Below are 15,935 nucleotides of genomic sequence, written 5' to 3'. Positions count from 1 at the left end.
CGAGAATATTCTAAAATTTTTAAATAATCGATTAATTCGAATTTTGGGATCTGCGAAAGAATCCACAAAAAGCGGCTTTTGAATTCTGGTTTGTTTTTTTTAACAAATCACCTACTCTTTTTTTAAAACGAATCCAATCATCTGGGTGGGTATTATACCAACGAGGACAATCTTTCCAGCCTACGATTCCTTGATGTGTCCATAAGTCATCTGTACCTAAATTATATTGAGAGCATAACTGAGCCGTAAGTTTGGCCGCGCTATCCAAGGTTTTTGGTGTGAATTTTCCAACCATATCTTGAACACACTGTTCGATTCCTATGGTATAAAAATTAGGGCTATCTGGTCCTAAAATTTTTTCCTTTTCAGGTGTGTATGTTTTACTTCCACAATGATAGGCTATTTCATCTAAGGGAATACATTGTACAATTTCTCCGACGAGCCCTACTGCATAATGTGCGCTTGCAAACCGACCGTCTGGCGCCTTTAGGCTTTCAAAATAATCTCGAATGTTTTGGGCTGTTGCTTTAGGCGAAGCCGTCCAGTGTAATACAATCCCCTTTACTTCTTTTATTTTTGTTCCAGGCCTACTGTGTGGATTTGGTGTTAAAAAGTCTTGTTTGATATTTAAATTGAATGTGATCACTGGATAATTCTCCTGTAAAAAAATATAATTTATTTATATTTAAAACTTGGTATCAAATACGTTTGTATTGATTAAATTGTAATACATCTTAAAAATCATTTAAAGTAATTTAATAAAAATAGTTTATCATAAATTACTTAAGTATTTTTTAATTGATAATTTCTGGAAATTAAAAGAAGTATATATAAGGGATGAATTCAATTATCTTTATAGAAGTTGAAAACAAGAGTTTCTCAAGAGATCTATACAATAGAATTGTATACTACAAAGATGTATAAATAATACTACGAGTTCATTCTAAAAGTTAAAACTATGAGTTTTTGTAGAGATGCGCTTATTCTGAAATGTATAGTTTTTTTTTGAAGAAAATTCTACACTAGGTTTGTAATCGTTCCGAAATTTTGAGAATTGAACCGTAAAATTCAGATTTGTAATGGTTCCTACATTTTAAGAATCCAGCTGTAAAACCAGGATACTTGCCATTTAGGTCTTTTGAAAGAGTATACATCCAATAATTCTCTTGCCGGTTTACCAATCTGTTTTCAACATAGAGGAAAGATTCATTATAAAAAAGGTTTGTTATGAAATATTCTGAAATTTTCCAACCGATTCAAATAGGTTCAATTACTCTTCCAAACAGAGTCATAATGGGGTCAATGCATTTAGGATTAGAAGGAATGCCCATGACCGCAGAGAGAATGATTGCATTCTATGGTAAACGCTTTGACGGAGGTGTAAGTTTTATTACTACGGGGGGAATCGCAGTCAATCACGAAGGAAAGGGATCCAATATCTTTTTTAATTTTCAGAAAGAAGAAGACTGTAAGGAATTATCCTTCGTCGCTAATTCTCTCAAACCCAAAGGTATTTTTTGCGCACAGTTGTTTCACGCTGGAAGATACGCTTATCACAGGGAACTCGTGGCACCTTCCGCATTGAGAGCGCCAATCAATCGTTATATTCCAAAGGCGCTTTCCGAAGAAGAAGCTTGGAAAACCGTAGAAGATTTCGGAGACTCTGCACTCAAAGCAAAAGAAGTGGGTTTTGGTGCGGTAGAAGTAATGGGAAGTGAAGGTTATTTAGTAAATCAATTTTTTTCTCCGGTAACTAATCAGAGAGAAGATTTCTTTGGTGGAAGTTCTGAAAAAAGAATAAACTTCGCAGTCGAAGTGATGAAGAACATACGTAAAAAAGTAGGAAAAGATTTTCCAGTGGTTTATCGTATGTCCGGAATCGATTTAATTCCAGGTAATCCAACTTTTGAAGAAGTTGTATTACTTGCGGAAAAATTAAAAGAAGCGGGAGCAGATGCTCTTAACATAGGAATCGGTTGGCATGAATCCAGAATTCCCACGATTTCAATGCTTGTTCCCAGAGGCGCTTGGGCAAAAATTTCCGGAAAGATCAAAGCAAAAGTCAAAGGTATTCCAATCATCGCATCCAATCGGGTCAACATGCCAGAAACCATGTCTAGAATTTTAAAAGATCAAGAAGCGGATATTTTGAGTATGGCTAGACCTTTTTTAGCAGATCCTGATATTCTAAATAAGATCAAAGCTGACCAAGAAGAAAGAATCAATACTTGTATTGCTTGTAATCAAGCTTGTTTGGATCATACATTCAAAGAGCAAATGGTTTCTTGTTTAGTCAATCCTTCTGCAAACAGAGAATTAGAATTTAGTAAATTAAAAAAAGCTGATAGAAAACACGTAGTCGTAATTGGTTCTGGACCTGGAGGACTTGAGTCCGCAAGAATCAGCGCTATTCGAGGTCATAAAGTAACCGTATTAGAAGCGACCGATAAAATTGGAGGACAACTCAATTTGGCAGCTCAGATTCCTGGTAAATCCGAATTTTTAGAAACGATTCGTTATTTCAAAAATGAACTTAAAAATTTAGGAGTAGAGATTCAACTGGGTCATCATGCTACGTTAGACAGCATTTATGCTCTCAAACCAGACGCTGTGATTTTTGCAACTGGAGTTAAACCGAGAGAATTTCATCTTCCTGGAATAGAAAAAAAGAAAACCGCTTCTTATGTGGACTATCTGTCCGGAAAGTTCCAACCAGGAAACAAAGTGGCGATTATCGGAGGAGGAGGAATCGGTTGTGACGTGGCTCATAAACTTACGGAGGATGATTCTCCTACTATCGATTCTTACTTTCATCGTTACAACGTAACGTCTTATACAAATACACAGATTCAAAAAGAAAAATCGAATCGTAAAGTTTCAATTTTTAGAAGATCCGGAAAAATCGGTTCTGGATTGGGGGCCACGACGGCTTGGGCCTTGTTGCAAGAATTAGAATCTAAAGAAGTTGGATTTTATACTTCTCTAAATTATAAAGAAGTTACGAATCAAGGATTGGTAGTAGAAACTAAGAAAGACGGTGCGTTAACAATCGAATGTGATTCTATGATTCTTTGTGCGGGACAATTGAGTGAAGTTTCACTTTATGAAGAATTTAAATCTAAGTTTCCGAAAATTCCTTCGTATCTAATTGGAGGTGCTAAGGATGCTTCTGGAATTGATGCAAAACGAGCGATGTTAGAAGGATTTGAAGCTGCGATCGAAATTGGCGTTAGCGTAAATTGAAAGTTTAACAGTAAAATCCAGATTTGTAAGAGTTCCCACACCCATTTTACAGAAAAATGAACTCATACAAACGGATTTAAAATTTACTTTTTTAAAAACAATTTCAAAAATTTTCCAATTCAATGTTCTCCTCCGAATCGTACGAAGAACCGTACAAAAGAAAGGAGGAGAATTCATTGAATCAAAAATTTATCATAATCCTATCGCTTTTACTGTATTCTAATTGTATTTCCAAGTTACAACCAGAGACCAACTTACAAGACTTAGCTGGTAATTGGGAGATTTATATAGGTCCTCAATCGGATCATCTACTTATAAATCAGTACATTAAAGAAAATTTCAAATTTTGGAAGCCGGTTCCAATTCCTTCTAATCTCAAAAACTTTACTTCTAACAATGAGATTTTGCTTCGTAAACGATTGAACCTTGAAAATGTATCAGATTTATCTTTATCTTTAGGAAAAGTTTCAGATCAAGTACGCGTATTTTGGAACGGACACGAACTTTCGGAAGAATTATTTTCTGAATATAAGAATTCAATTCCACAGGGTTATGATCGAACTAGAATTTATTCGATTTCTGAAAATAAAATATTCCAAAAAAATGAAATACTAATTTTTATAAGACCTTACTTCGATTACGAATATGGAATATTGTCAGGACAATTAGAAATCGGGCCTTCCGCAACGATTTGGAAACGGTTTTACCTACGCGAAATCGGAGGACTTTTAATTTTCGGTTCTTTTTTATTGATCGGAGGATTTTTCCTATTTCTTTCTTGGAGAGAAAAAAAATACGGAGAAAACTTTTATTTCGGACTGTTTTTAATTTTATTCTCTATATTTCAAGTTTCTCTTTCGGATCTGAAATATTTCACCGGTATTAAAATTTTATACTTAAAAAAAATTGAATATTTTTTTCTTGTTTTTTTATTTCCTTTATTTTATAGATTCTTAAACTCTCTTTTTGGAAAAATCAAAAGTAGGTTTCAAACTATTTTAGAAATAATCGTATTGTTTTTATTTTCTTGGATTTTATTTGCAGAAACTGTTTTTGTATTGGATACAATCAATCGATACGCTCTTCAAGTTTCTTGGATAGGATTTGTTTATTTGAGTTTAAAAATTCTGATCCCGAATTTGAAAAAAAGTTTCGAATCCAGAACGATTTTTTTCGGAATCATATTTTTGCTAATCTGTGTGGGGATAGACGTTCTTTCTCAAAGAGGAATGTTAAAAATGATTCGACTTTCCGGTTTGGGTGTTTGTGGATTTTTAGGATTTTTAACTCTTATACTTGCAAATAAATTTGTGAAGATGAAGGAAAAACTAAAGTCTTGGAATTCTGTATTGGAAACTGCAATTCGAGAAAGGACTAAAGAACTTTCTTCTAGTTTGGAAGAAGTAAAAAATTTAAAGGAACAACAAGACGGAGATTACTTTTTAATCACACTTCTTTTTCAACCCTTTTTGTCTAAAAATTTAGAAACCAATTACGCACAAATAGATATCCATAGAAAACAATATAAAAGTTTTCAATTTAAAAATCGATCTTATGAAATCGGCGGTGATGTAGTACTCAGAGAGAGTGTATTTATATCTGGAGTTGAATATCAGGTTTTGATCAACGCAGACGCGATGGGAAAATCTCTGCAAGGTGCAAGTGGAGCGTTGATCTTTTGTTCTATTGTAAAAAGTTTTTTACAAACACAGGATTATGAATTTAGAAATCCTGAAAATTGGCTTTTCCTTCTTTATTCCAATCTTCAAGCGGTTTTTGAATCTTTTGACGGAAGTATGCTCGTTTCCGGAATTTTATCTTTGTATCGAATTTCTACGGGTGATTTATTTTTTATCAACTGTGAACATCCTCCGATCGTTCTTTCTCGTAATGGTAAAACAATTTATCTAAAAGAAACCGCAGTTTTACGCAAGATAGGTTTTCCAGATTCAGATTCCAAAATAAAAGTTGAATATTGCAAACTATTACCGGGAGATACTATTCTTTATGGTTCGGATGGCAGAGAAGATTTATACATACAAGATCCGTTATATTCTTCTCGAAAACAAAAGTCTTCGGTTCCGGATCTATTCTTTAAACTGATCCAAAATTCAATTCCGAAACTTGAGGACTTAGAATTTAAGATCCAAGAAAAAGGAATTCTTTCAGACGATCTAAGTTTTTTAAGAATTCAAATTGGTCCTGAAACCGTTTTTAAAAAGAATTTTTCCGAATCTGAAGTTTTAATTCGCAAAGGAAATGAATTTCTACAAAGCGAAAATTTTCAGAAAGCGTGTTTTCAATACGCAAGAGCTTCAATTCTAAATCCAGGGAATTTGAAATTATCCAAATCGGTTTTACTTTTAGCCAAAAGATCTGGAAATTTAAAGCTGGTTCGTTTTTTTTCCGAAAAAATTCTTTTAAGAACTGATGGAATTGAAATTAGAAAGAATTCCTTTTACAAAACAACTTCTTTAAGACTTAAAAGTACATATAATAACAATTTGATCTATAATTTAGTTAAAAAATAAAAATTAATACAATTTTATGTAAAAATATTGTTGAATTTATTTCAAAACTATGTAATAATTATATTCAATCCATTCTTTAGCGAAGAACCGGGCTCTTTGCAGGAATGATTCCGGAATAGCATTCTCCTCAAGTACCCTTGTTTTCCGGAATATCTTTCAAATGCTAGCTCGTTTGCTGGGATAGGGTCCGGACCAAAATCAATAGATGATGGTTCGGATTCCGTCCCGGAATTTTTAGTCTTTAGGGGAGGATGTATGAAAATATATTCAGGTGACATTATTTCCTCAAAGCTGGAGAAGCCCTTTTTATTTGTAACAAAAAATGGATTTAAAAGAAAGATTCCGATTCAAGAACCTCATAAAGTTTTAGAAACTTCTTTGGCTAACAATTTAGAAAAAAGCGTCTTAGTTATTTCTTACAATTTACTTTTAGATCATACAGGGGATTCAAGGCTTGCGGAAAATGATTATCTTTCGTTTTCCAATCGATTTCGTGAAATCTTCGCTCAGGACTCTTGGTTTTTTTTATCCAATCGAATCGAAACATTTCTTAAAGAACGAGAACAAGATAAATTCTATTTTCATTACGATTCTAAAATAAAATTCTGATTGAGTTAAACCGCGCTCAATTTACTTTGAAACGATTCAGATTCCTACCAGAATTTTGATTTTATCCCCATTTGGAGCTCTCCATGAAATCTAGAGTAGTTACTTTTCATTACACACTTCACGATACTGAAGGCAATTTAATCGATTCTTCCGAGGGTAAGGCTCCACTTTCCTATTTAGAAGGAGTTGGGAATATCATTTCCGGCTTGGAAGAAGAAATGAAAAAAATGGAGACAGGTGAAAAGAGAAAAATTAACGTCTCTGCGGAAAATGCCTACGGTATCAAAGACCCGGATCTTATTTTTGATGTTCCTAAATCTCAGTTTCCTCCCAACGAAGATTTACAAATAGGAATGATGTTTCAAACTGACGAACCGGATAAGGTTTTTACCATTACAGAACTTCAAGAAGAATCTGTCATCGTAGATGGAAATCATCCACTTGCAGGAGTTGACTTGGTTTTCGATGTAGAACTCACAGGAATTCGAGAAGCAACTCAAGAAGAAATTTCGCATGGACATGTTCACGGAGAAGGTGGACATCACCATCATTGAGAGAGTGTCCTGGAAGGAAGAACTAAATCCAGCTCAAATGGAAGCGGTACTGACTCAGGATGGGCCTGTACTTGTTTTAGCAGGTGCGGGTACAGGCAAAACTAAAACCATTGTTAGCCGATTGGCACAATTGGTTTCTTCTGGTATTCCTGCGTCTTCCATTTTGTTACTTACATTTTCTAGAAAAGCCGCCAGAGAAATGATTCTCAGAGCTTCTACGATCGGTAATAAAAAATGCTCCGAAGTTCAAGGCGGAACATTTCATTCTTTTTGCAACGGAGTTTTGAGAAAATTTGCTCCTGTTTTAGATATTTCTTCTGGTTTTACGATTTTAGACGAATCTGATTGTTTGGATGTATTTCAATTTTTAAGAAACGAAAAAAATTTCAGTAAAACTAAATCTAGATTTCCTTCTAATGAAACCTTAGTATCTATCCACAGCGAAATTCAAAATACAGGAAAACCTCTTCGTTCTATATTAGAAAAAGATTATCCTTTATTTCTACAAAAAATCAAAGACATTTCTCAAATTTTTGAAGATTATAAGTCCTATAAAAAAGAACAATCTCTTTTAGATTACGATGACCTACTCTATTTTACCAAAGACCTTCTTGCCAATCATCCGGGAGTTAGAAACGCAATTTCCGAAAAATACAGATTTATCATGGTGGATGAATTTCAAGATACAAATAAAATACAAGCGCATATAGCCTGCCTTCTTGCTTCGGAACATTCCAATTTGATGGTGGTTGGAGACGACGCTCAGTGTATCTATACGTTTAGAGGAGCTTCCGTCAGAGGTATTTTAGATTTTCCTAAAATATTTCCAAATACAAAAACGATCTTTTTAGAAAAGAATTATAGAAGTACACCTTCTATTCTAAATCTCGCAAATGAAGTACTTAAAAATTTTTCGGAAAAATACGACAAATATCTTTTTACAGATAATGAAAACGGTTTGATTCCACAGGTTCTACAATTTGAAGACGAGTTGGAAGAAGCGGAAGGGATTTCTAAAATTCTTTTAGAAAAAAGGGAGGAAGGAATTCCGTTTCAAAAAATGTGTGTTCTTTTCCGTGCCGGGTGGAACTCAAATCAACTCGAACTTGTACTCGCAAAACGGAATATTCCTTTTGTGAAATTTGGTGGAAAAAAGTTTATTGAAACAGCTCATATAAAAGATCTACTTTCTTTGTTAAAGTTACTTGTAAACCCCTTAGATTCGATTTCTTGGATTCGAACTTTAAAGTTAATTCCAGGAATTGGAAATGCAAAAGCAAATTTTATTTTAGATAAAATCCGAAAGTCATCTGGTTCTTTCGAGGTGCTTTCCGAAGAAAATGAAACCACAATCGGTAAATATCTTTCTCCTCTTTATCATCTTTACCAAAAGTATAAGGAAACTCATTCCGAAGTAAAAAAAATGGTTTCTGAATTTATAGATTACTATCGAGTTCTTTTGGAAAAAAATTACGACGACTCTAAACGAAGATCAGAAGATTTAGATGCGGTTTTAGGGTTTTCACTGAAATATAATTCTTTGAATGATTTTTTATCGGATCTTACGATGGACCCTACTTCTTTAAGTTTGGATAAAATGAAACCGGACGACACAGATTCGGATCTACTCAACCTATCTACGGTCCATTCCGCAAAAGGATTAGAGTTCGACATTGTATTTGTTTTAAATACAACCGAAGGAATTTTTCCTTCCAGTAAAAACACAGATATAGAAGAAGAAAGAAGACTTTTTTATGTGGCAATCACTAGAGCCAGAAAAGAATTATATCTTACTAGACCTTCTTTGGCTCAGTCCAGATCTGGGCCGTATTATACAAAACTTTCTCGTTTTTTAAGTGAAATTCAATTTCCAGAAAAAGTTTACGAGTTAAAATTAATGTCTGGAAAATCCATTTCTAAAAATTCTTTTGTTTCTCAAGGTTCTTCTTTTAAAAATAAAAATGATTCTTTTTCTAGAATTCAAGACTACTTTGGAAACTGAGAAATTTTATGTTTTCCACATTTCAAAATCAAACCGAAAAAATCGAATCTTCTTTTGTGTTGAGTATTTTAGAAAAAAGAATATTTGAATTTTATAAACTTCCAAATGGAAAATTTTTGAAAGAAAAAAAATTCGGAATTAAATTTTATCCTTACTCCAATTTGGGAAGTTCGATTCGGGTTTCTTCAGAAAAGCTAGAATTCAAAATTCATTCTTCTTATTTGAATTCGGAACCGAAAAATTTAGAGGCGGTGATTGATTTACTTTTATTTAAATTATTAAAACACCCGATTCCAGATGGATTGGAAGATACAATCCGTAAGTTTTACAAAAATCATACAGATCAAAAAATAAGTTCGAATAGAAATCGAAAACAAGTCCAAAGATCTTCTTCTCAAAATAAAAAACTGAGAGATATTTTAGAAAAACTCAACGATTCTTATTTGAAGATAGATCTTTCTAATTTAGAAATTTTTTGGGGAAAATCTAAATCGACTACAAGACTTGGACATTATGATCCAACACATACTATGATTGTAATCAATCCTATTTTATCCGTTCCATCTGTTCCAGATTTTGTTTTAGAATACATAGTATTTCATGAATTACTGCACGTTTACTTTCCGGTTATCAGAAAACAAGGTAGAAACGTCATTCACGGTAGAGAGTTCAAAAAGTTAGAAAAAAAATTTTTGCATTATAAACAAGCAAATTCTTGGCTTAAATCCGAACACTTTCGAAATATGATTTTGCATTGATTTTTGAATTTTTTGATTTTCTTATATTCTAAAAAAGAGGTAAACGATGCATCCAAAAGTATTCGAAACTCTATATATCCGTAAAAATTACGTCGACGACGAATTGAGAAAACATCTAAAAGAAGTACAATGTTTAAACTATCGGTCTTTAAACGATTATGATCGTGGGGTTTACGACGGTTACGTGCAAGCCATTACTGAAATTTTAAAAAAGATAGAAAGAAAGTTTTCACAGGCGGGATAGTTTGTTTCGAATTTTAGTTTTAGGTTCCGGTGCCATAGCTGGTCTATACGCCGGAAAACTTGCGCAAGCTGGTTGTAAGGTTGATTTTTGGGTTCGAAAAAATTCTTCCGAATTGAAAAAGAACGGCTTTCAAATTGAAAGTGTCTCTTGGGGAAATTTTTATTATAAAGTAGAAAGGATTTTTGAAAGTATTCCCAAAAATCTAAAAGAATACGATTTGATTTTGAACTGCCTAAAATGTCTTCCAAGCATTGACTTAAAAAAGATTTTGGGGGAAACAATTCCTCAGGATCTGCCAATTTTACTTTTACAAAATGGGATTGGTATCGAAGAACCAATTTCTATTCTTTATCCTGAAAACGAAATTTTAAGCGGACTTGCTTTTGTATGTGCCAACCGAACTGACACTGGAAAAATTCTTCATTTGGATTATGGAGAATTGACGATTGGATCTTGGAACAGGAATCCTTCTTTTATCTGCAATCAATTAGTGGAGCTTTTTAATAGTGTAGGAGTTCCTACACAAAATACGAATACAATTCGTCAAGCTCGTTGGAAAAAACTGATGTGGAACGTACCGTTTAATCCTATCAGTGTTCTTTGTGGTGGTAAAAACACTTCAGAAATTTTAGAAAATTCTTATAGCCGTAAACTCGTGATCGATATTATGAAAGAAGTACAAATCATTTCTCACTTAGACGGTGCAGAAGTTCCTTTAACTCAAATAGACGCATTTTTGCAAATGACAGAAATAATGAAACCTTATAAAACCAGTATGCTTTTAGATTTCGAAGCCGGTAGGCCTATGGAAATTGAAGCAATTCTTGGAAATACAATTCGAATTGCCGAAAAAAATAATTTAGAAATTCCACATATCCAAACCATCTACTCTCTTTTAAAATTATACGAAAATTAAATTTTAGAACTGTCCCAAAACCTCAAAAAATTTTACGCGATAGTTCTTTAGAAATTTTTAATAAAATGTTGTAATTCTCACAAATGAAGTCGTATTTTGCGAATTTCAGAGCTGTTCTAATGTCGTTCAATTTTCGTAGTAGTACGGTTTTGGGACAAAGTTCTTAATTTAACGTGAGTTCGACGTAAGAAAATTGGGGCGAATAATAAACTCAATGCAACGACTCCCTGAACGCCGACCCATAGGTAGGCGTTCACTGAGTTTCCCGGGTCGTCATCGCAGCTCGCAAATTTCATAGTTAAAATGGCTCACGACCTAAAACGCTTTCGTAAAAAGCGTTTTACTGAGTTCTTTTCGCTCCAATTCCTTCGGAATTTCCGCTACAATCGCTTTCGCATTGAGTTATGCCAAACTCACGTTAATTTAATGTGAGTTGGTAGAAACATTTTTGAAGAATGAAATATTGATGGACTTGTTTTTTAAAACTGATTTTTCCGTAAAAAATAAAAATGAACGTAATGGTTCCCACAATTTAAATTTTTAGAACATATTCCAAAGTCCAAGAATAAATTATCTTTGAAATTTTGGTAAATAGAGTTGTTGAAAAATAAATTTTCTATCTATTTCTGTTTCATGGAAACGATCAATCAAAGCAGCTTTGTTAATTACCACTATGGAATTTTTCAACAATTCTAATAATAATTCTTCATGTTAAATTACATCTGAGAGAGTTTTATAAAACCCAAAAAAAATAGAATTTTAATTAAATCTTTTGAATTCGATATTCAGTATATTGAAATATAAAACTATTTTAAATTGAATTCAGTAGTTTTTTAATTCCTTTTTCTAACCCGTCCAAAGACAGAAAATACATTGGGATTTGATTTCCAATTTCTCGGATTGTTGGCGCATCCCAATATTTTATTGGTTCTGGATTTAACCAAATTGAGTCTCTAAAATGTCTTCGAATTCTTTTTAAGGAATCCAAACCAGACTCTGGATTTTCAGGAAGTCTAAAGTCCATTCGAAATCGGCTATGATAATATCCATATGTAGAATCTAACAATTCGTACGGAGCCATATACGCGTCCCCAATAAGAATCAACTTTGTATCTCCGCTGTGTTTTTTAAATATTCTTTGTAGAGAGATTGGGGTTCTCATATTCGCTTTGGGATATACAGCATCATATATTATATTATGAAAGTAATAATAATGAAATTCTTTAAAGTGATTGATTTGATGACTTGCTGAAAAGAGTTTATTGACTCTTTCCGCGTGAGAAGTCATACTTCCCCCAGTATCCATCAACAGTAAAACTTTAAGTCCATTTTTTCTGGAACGTTCAAATTCGATTTGTATATCTCCTGCATTTCTACAAGTGGAATCGATCGTTTTAGGAAGATGAAATTCTGAAACTCCTTCTTTTTTTAAGTTTCTTAACTTTTTAAGAGCAGTTTTGATTTGACGAACTTCTAATTGCTCATCGGTTCTATATTCTTTATAACGTCTTTCTAATGCTTGAAAAATAGCAGAACGATTTCCAGCCTCTCCGTCTACCCTAACACCCTCCGGATTTTTTCCTCCGTGTCCAAATGGAGAGGAGCCGCCTGTTCCCACCCACTTATTTCCTCCGTGATGTTCCCCTTTTTGATCTTCGAGTCTTTTTTTTAGTTCTTCTAAAAGTTGATCTGGAGGAATTAAAGAAGGAGGAAGTTTATTAGGATTATCGAATATTTGATTTAACCAATCCAACAGCTCCTGCTTGAGTTCTGGTTTTAAAGCGCCCTTTTCTCCAAATATCTCTGAGAATACTAAATCAAATGCGTCAAAGTATTTTACGTCTTTTACCATACAAGCTCTGGAAAATCGATAGAGTTCGTTTAAATCGATCCACCCTTTTTTATGAGTTGTATAATGATCTACGAATTTTAGAAAATCCAAAAATTCTCCCGTGGTAGCAGGAATTCCTTCTGCTTTAAGCCTGTAAAAAAACGAGATGAACATTTTAGTTTCTGAATAATCTCAGATCCTCCTCGTTTTTGATAAGCGCTCCTAAAAATGGAATTCGAACTTCTTCTTTTAAAACTGCTCCTTGGTGTACTAAAATTTGTATCCAATCTAAAAGTTCGCTCGTTCCCGGTTTTTTCTTGAGATCGTCCATTCTACGAATTAGATAAAACATTTCTAAAGCTTTAATCAATAGAGTATGCCCTACGCCTGGAAAATGGGAAAGTATGATCTTTTTCATAAATTCCGGATCTGGAAATTCTATATAATGAAAAATGCATCTTCTTAGAAATGCAGCAGGTAATTCTTTTTCGTTATTAGAAGTAATGATTGTCAAAGGACGATGTCGCGCTTGGATTCGTTTGGAAATTTCAGGAATATAAAATTCCATTCGATCCAATTCTAAAAGTAGATCGTTCGGAAATTCTATGTCCGCTTTGTCAATTTCATCTATGAGTACAATCGACTTTTGATTTAATTGAAACGCTTCTCCCAGCGCTCCAAGTCGTATGTAGTTTTCTATGTTTTTTACTTTTTCGGAATCTTCTGAAAAACGAGAATCGTTAAGTCTAGAAACTGCATCATAAAAATACAAACCTTCTTTGGCCTGAGTGATAGATTTGATGTGCCAAGTATAAAGAGGTAGTTTTCTTTGATCCGCTAAATATTCTGCTAAAAGAGATTTTCCAGTTCCAGGTTCTCCTTTTAAGAGTAAAGGACGAGAAGTAACTTCGGCAAGTAGGATTGCCTCTTCTAATGCGGGAGATAAAAGATAAGTTTGGGTTGATAGTTTCATGAGAAGTCCACGATTGATTCTAACCGGAAGCCAGTTCGCTGCAAGATAAAAAACTATCTTACTTCAAAAACGACGCTGTCTATGATTTTTCCGTTTTGATCTTGTAAAGAAAGAATGTGAAATCCTTTTTCTGGTTTCCAAAATACTTCTTTTGCTTCTTGAATCACCTTTCCATCTAAAATCCATTTAAATCCAGAATCGAATTGAGAAGCATAAAAATGTAATCTTTGTCTTCCTTCGGGTATATCCGGGTCGAGAGCATAAATGGTTTCGTTTCCAGGGATTAAAATTTTAGGAATCTTTGAAAGTTCTGTTAGCTGACGAGTAGGAGAATTATAAGACTTCTTTAAAGTAAAATTGTTTGGCTGTTCTTCTCTTTCTTGAAGTAGATTGATGACTATATTCCAAATTGGAGCGGCCCCAGTAACTCCACTTACGTCCCACATTGGTTTACCATTCATGTTTCCTACCCAAACCCCTACTGTATATTTTTTAGAATAACCTATACACCAATTGTCTCTCATATCTTGAGAGGTTCCGGTTTTAACCGCAGTAAAAAATCTTGTACTGAGATGATTGTTTAACCCAAAAGATAAAGAGCGATATTCCCGATCGGATAGAATTTCGCTTAACGTATCTACAGATTTTTTAGTATATATTCGATTCCAAAAATTTCCTTCTTGGAAATTTTCTTGGATTGTTTGTTTGGCTTCGAATGGAAAAAAAGTTGGCCTTGAACTGATTCCTCCGTTTGCAAGAGTTCTATAAGCGTTTGTTAATTCGAAAAGAGTAACGTCTGCAGTTCCTAAAGCCAGAGAAGATCCATAAAAATCTGCTCGTTTTAAATCACTCAAACCTAATTCTCTCAATCTTTCTACAAAATCAGGAACATTCACAAGATCTAATACTCGAATTGCTGGTATATTCAAAGAGGACGCCAAAGCATATTTAGCCTGTACGTTTCCATGATATGTATCGCTATAATTTGAAGGTCTATAAATTCCGGAAACCGCATTCCATTCCGTAGGACTGTCTTCTAAAATAGAATTTGGTTTTAATACTTCTTTTTCAAACGCAAGTCCGTACAAAAAGGGTTTTAAAGTAGAACCCGCTTGTCGTTTTGACTGAATTGCGTCTACATAAAATGAATTACTATTTTCTAAATTTCCTACATAAGCTAAAATGGCTCCGGATATATTATCTAAAACTAAAATTCCGGTTTCCGCTACATTCTGTTTTTTTAATCCGTATAAATTGTTTTTTGCAATTTCTGTAATCTTCCATTGAAGATCAAAATCGATTGTCGTTTTAATTTTTCCATCTACGGAAAAAATTTCAGGATTTTCTTTAAAGATTTTTTGTGCTGCGTGGTATGCAATTCCTTCGGTGGAAGGTAAATTGTTTATTTTGGAAGTAGCTTTTTTTGCTACACTTTCAAAAGAATCACAGAGTTCTTCTTTTTGGATTTTTTTTGCTAAGATACAACTTCGTTTTGCTAATACTTTAGAACTCGCTCCTGGATAAGGAAGCATTGCAACCAATAGAATTGATTCGGTGTCGCTTAACGCAGAAGGTTCTTTTTGAAAAAGTCCACGACTCGCAGCCCTAAGACCTCTTAATTCTCCTCTAAATTGTGTCAAATTCAGATACGCGGTCAGAATTTCATTTTTAGTCCATGTCTTTTCTATTTTTTGAGCAAATTTCATCTGCTCCCATTTATCAAAAATGTTTCTTTGCCCCGGTTTAGTTCCTAAAAAAATTCCGGCGAGTTGCATGGAAAGAGTACTCGCACCCCGTCTTGAATTTCCAAAAAGTCGATCTTTGATAGAACCTAAAATTGCGATCCGATCTACTCCTGAATGTTCAAAAAAACGTTTGTCTTCTTGTAAAAATAAAGCGAGTAAAAGTGTTTCTGGAATTTCTCCTTCTTCCGTCCAGGATAATTTTCTTTCTAGAACATTCCATCGTATGGTCTGTAAAATTCTTCCGTGACGGTCTAAAATTGTTCCGTCGGAAGGCCGATACGAATTTCTAATTTCTTTATAAGAAGGAATTTTCTCATTTTTTTCTTCTTCTGAAAAAAGTAAATTCGTATATAAGAATATACTCAATAAATATAGAATTAGTCGTATCATTTTAAGTATATTTTAATACGAACGAACCGTTTGGATCATTTATGAATTTTAAAATATCCAATTTACTTAAGATTATATAAAAAAGTATTTAAAATTTATTACCAAAGCAGTGGTTTGCGATGAAAATTTATAACACTTA

12 protein-coding genes are annotated in these 15,935 nt (G+C 33.6%); 8 read left to right on the top strand and 4 right to left on the bottom strand.

Going from position 1 to position 15,935, the window contains the following annotated elements; genetic code table 11:
- Positions 1–31 precede the first annotated feature (31 nt).
- Positions 32–646 (bottom strand): peptidoglycan recognition protein family protein, encoded by a 615-nt coding sequence (locus LEP1GSC059_RS20060; protein ID WP_020981148.1) that lies wholly within the window; start codon positions 644–646, stop codon positions 32–34.
- A 581-nt stretch (positions 647–1,227) separates the two neighbouring features.
- On the opposite strand from LEP1GSC059_RS20060, the gene LEP1GSC059_RS20055 reads away from it, so the two are divergent.
- The 8 genes from LEP1GSC059_RS20055 (at position 1,228) to LEP1GSC059_RS20015 (ending at position 10,857) form a co-directional block, all read left to right on the top strand.
- Positions 1,228–3,243 (top strand): oxidoreductase, encoded by a 2,016-nt coding sequence (locus tag LEP1GSC059_RS20055; protein WP_017214928.1) that lies wholly within the window; start codon positions 1,228–1,230, stop codon positions 3,241–3,243.
- A gap of 176 nt (positions 3,244–3,419) precedes the next feature.
- Positions 3,420–5,774, top strand: coding sequence for a SpoIIE family protein phosphatase (locus LEP1GSC059_RS20050; protein ID WP_020981316.1), 2,355 nt, complete (start codon positions 3,420–3,422; stop codon positions 5,772–5,774).
- A 255-nt stretch (positions 5,775–6,029) separates the two neighbouring features.
- Entirely contained in the window at positions 6,030–6,383 is a 354-nt protein-coding gene (locus tag LEP1GSC059_RS20040) for an LIC14007 family protein (RefSeq protein ID WP_002176760.1), read from the top strand.
- An 83-nt stretch (positions 6,384–6,466) separates the two neighbouring features.
- A complete protein-coding gene (locus LEP1GSC059_RS20035; RefSeq protein WP_002176573.1) occupies positions 6,467–6,937 on the top strand; it encodes an FKBP-type peptidyl-prolyl cis-trans isomerase in 471 nt (156 codons plus the stop codon).
- Between the two features lie 4 nt (positions 6,938–6,941).
- Positions 6,942–8,939 (top strand): ATP-dependent helicase, encoded by a 1,998-nt coding sequence (locus LEP1GSC059_RS20030; protein WP_017214925.1) that lies wholly within the window; start codon positions 6,942–6,944, stop codon positions 8,937–8,939.
- Between the two features lie 8 nt (positions 8,940–8,947).
- Complete coding sequence (locus tag LEP1GSC059_RS20025) at positions 8,948–9,697, top strand: SprT-like domain-containing protein (protein WP_002176523.1); 750 nt, start codon at positions 8,948–8,950, stop codon at positions 9,695–9,697.
- Between the two features lie 46 nt (positions 9,698–9,743).
- A complete protein-coding gene (locus LEP1GSC059_RS20020; protein ID WP_004424011.1) occupies positions 9,744–9,941 on the top strand; it encodes a hypothetical protein in 198 nt (65 codons plus the stop codon).
- 1 nt (position 9,942) lies between these two features.
- The gene (locus LEP1GSC059_RS20015; RefSeq protein ID WP_017214922.1) at positions 9,943–10,857 is read left to right on the top strand and encodes a ketopantoate reductase family protein; all 915 of its coding nucleotides are present in this window, start codon (positions 9,943–9,945) and stop codon (positions 10,855–10,857) included.
- 811 nt (positions 10,858–11,668) lie between these two features.
- On the opposite strand, the gene LEP1GSC059_RS20010 is transcribed toward LEP1GSC059_RS20015, so the two are convergent.
- From LEP1GSC059_RS20010 to pbpC, 3 genes are read right to left on the bottom strand one after another with little or no spacing between them, the layout of a single operon-like run.
- On the bottom strand, positions 11,669–12,862 hold the full coding sequence (locus tag LEP1GSC059_RS20010; protein WP_002176626.1) for a hypothetical protein: 1,194 nt from the start codon (positions 12,860–12,862) through the stop codon (positions 11,669–11,671).
- A gap of 1 nt (position 12,863) precedes the next feature.
- Positions 12,864–13,661, bottom strand: a complete 798-nt coding sequence (locus LEP1GSC059_RS20005; protein WP_017214921.1) for an AAA family ATPase — start codon at positions 13,659–13,661, stop codon at positions 12,864–12,866.
- Positions 13,662–13,714: 53 nt separating this feature from the next.
- Positions 13,715–15,796, bottom strand: coding sequence for a penicillin-binding protein 1C (pbpC, locus tag LEP1GSC059_RS20000; RefSeq protein ID WP_036057941.1), 2,082 nt, complete (start codon positions 15,794–15,796; stop codon positions 13,715–13,717).
- Positions 15,797–15,935: the final 139 nt, after the last annotated feature.

It is taken from the genome of Leptospira noguchii serovar Panama str. CZ214 (assembly GCF_000306255.2).
Classification (GTDB): Bacteria; Spirochaetota; Leptospiria; order Leptospirales; family Leptospiraceae; genus Leptospira; species Leptospira noguchii.
This window is presented reverse-complemented; position numbering and strand designations above follow the sequence as displayed.

Bases quoted from the DNA above. Each gene is read 5' to 3' on its own strand.
- LEP1GSC059_RS20055 (WP_017214928.1), top strand. From the start codon at position 1,228: ATGAAATATTCTGAAATTTTCCAACCGATTCAAATAGGTTCAATTACT.
- LEP1GSC059_RS20040 (WP_002176760.1), top strand. From the start codon at position 6,030: ATGAAAATATATTCAGGTGACATTATTTCCTCAAAGCTGGAGAAGCCC.
- LEP1GSC059_RS20035 (WP_002176573.1), top strand. From the start codon at position 6,467: ATGAAATCTAGAGTAGTTACTTTTCATTACACACTTCACGATACTGAA.
- LEP1GSC059_RS20025 (WP_002176523.1), top strand. From the start codon at position 8,948: ATGTTTTCCACATTTCAAAATCAAACCGAAAAAATCGAATCTTCTTTT.
- LEP1GSC059_RS20020 (WP_004424011.1), top strand. From the start codon at position 9,744: ATGCATCCAAAAGTATTCGAAACTCTATATATCCGTAAAAATTACGTC.
- LEP1GSC059_RS20010 (WP_002176626.1), bottom strand. From the start codon at position 12,862: ATGTTCATCTCGTTTTTTTACAGGCTTAAAGCAGAAGGAATTCCTGCT.
- LEP1GSC059_RS20005 (WP_017214921.1), bottom strand. From the start codon at position 13,661: ATGAAACTATCAACCCAAACTTATCTTTTATCTCCCGCATTAGAAGAG.
- pbpC (WP_036057941.1), bottom strand. From the start codon at position 15,796: ATGATACGACTAATTCTATATTTATTGAGTATATTCTTATATACGAAT.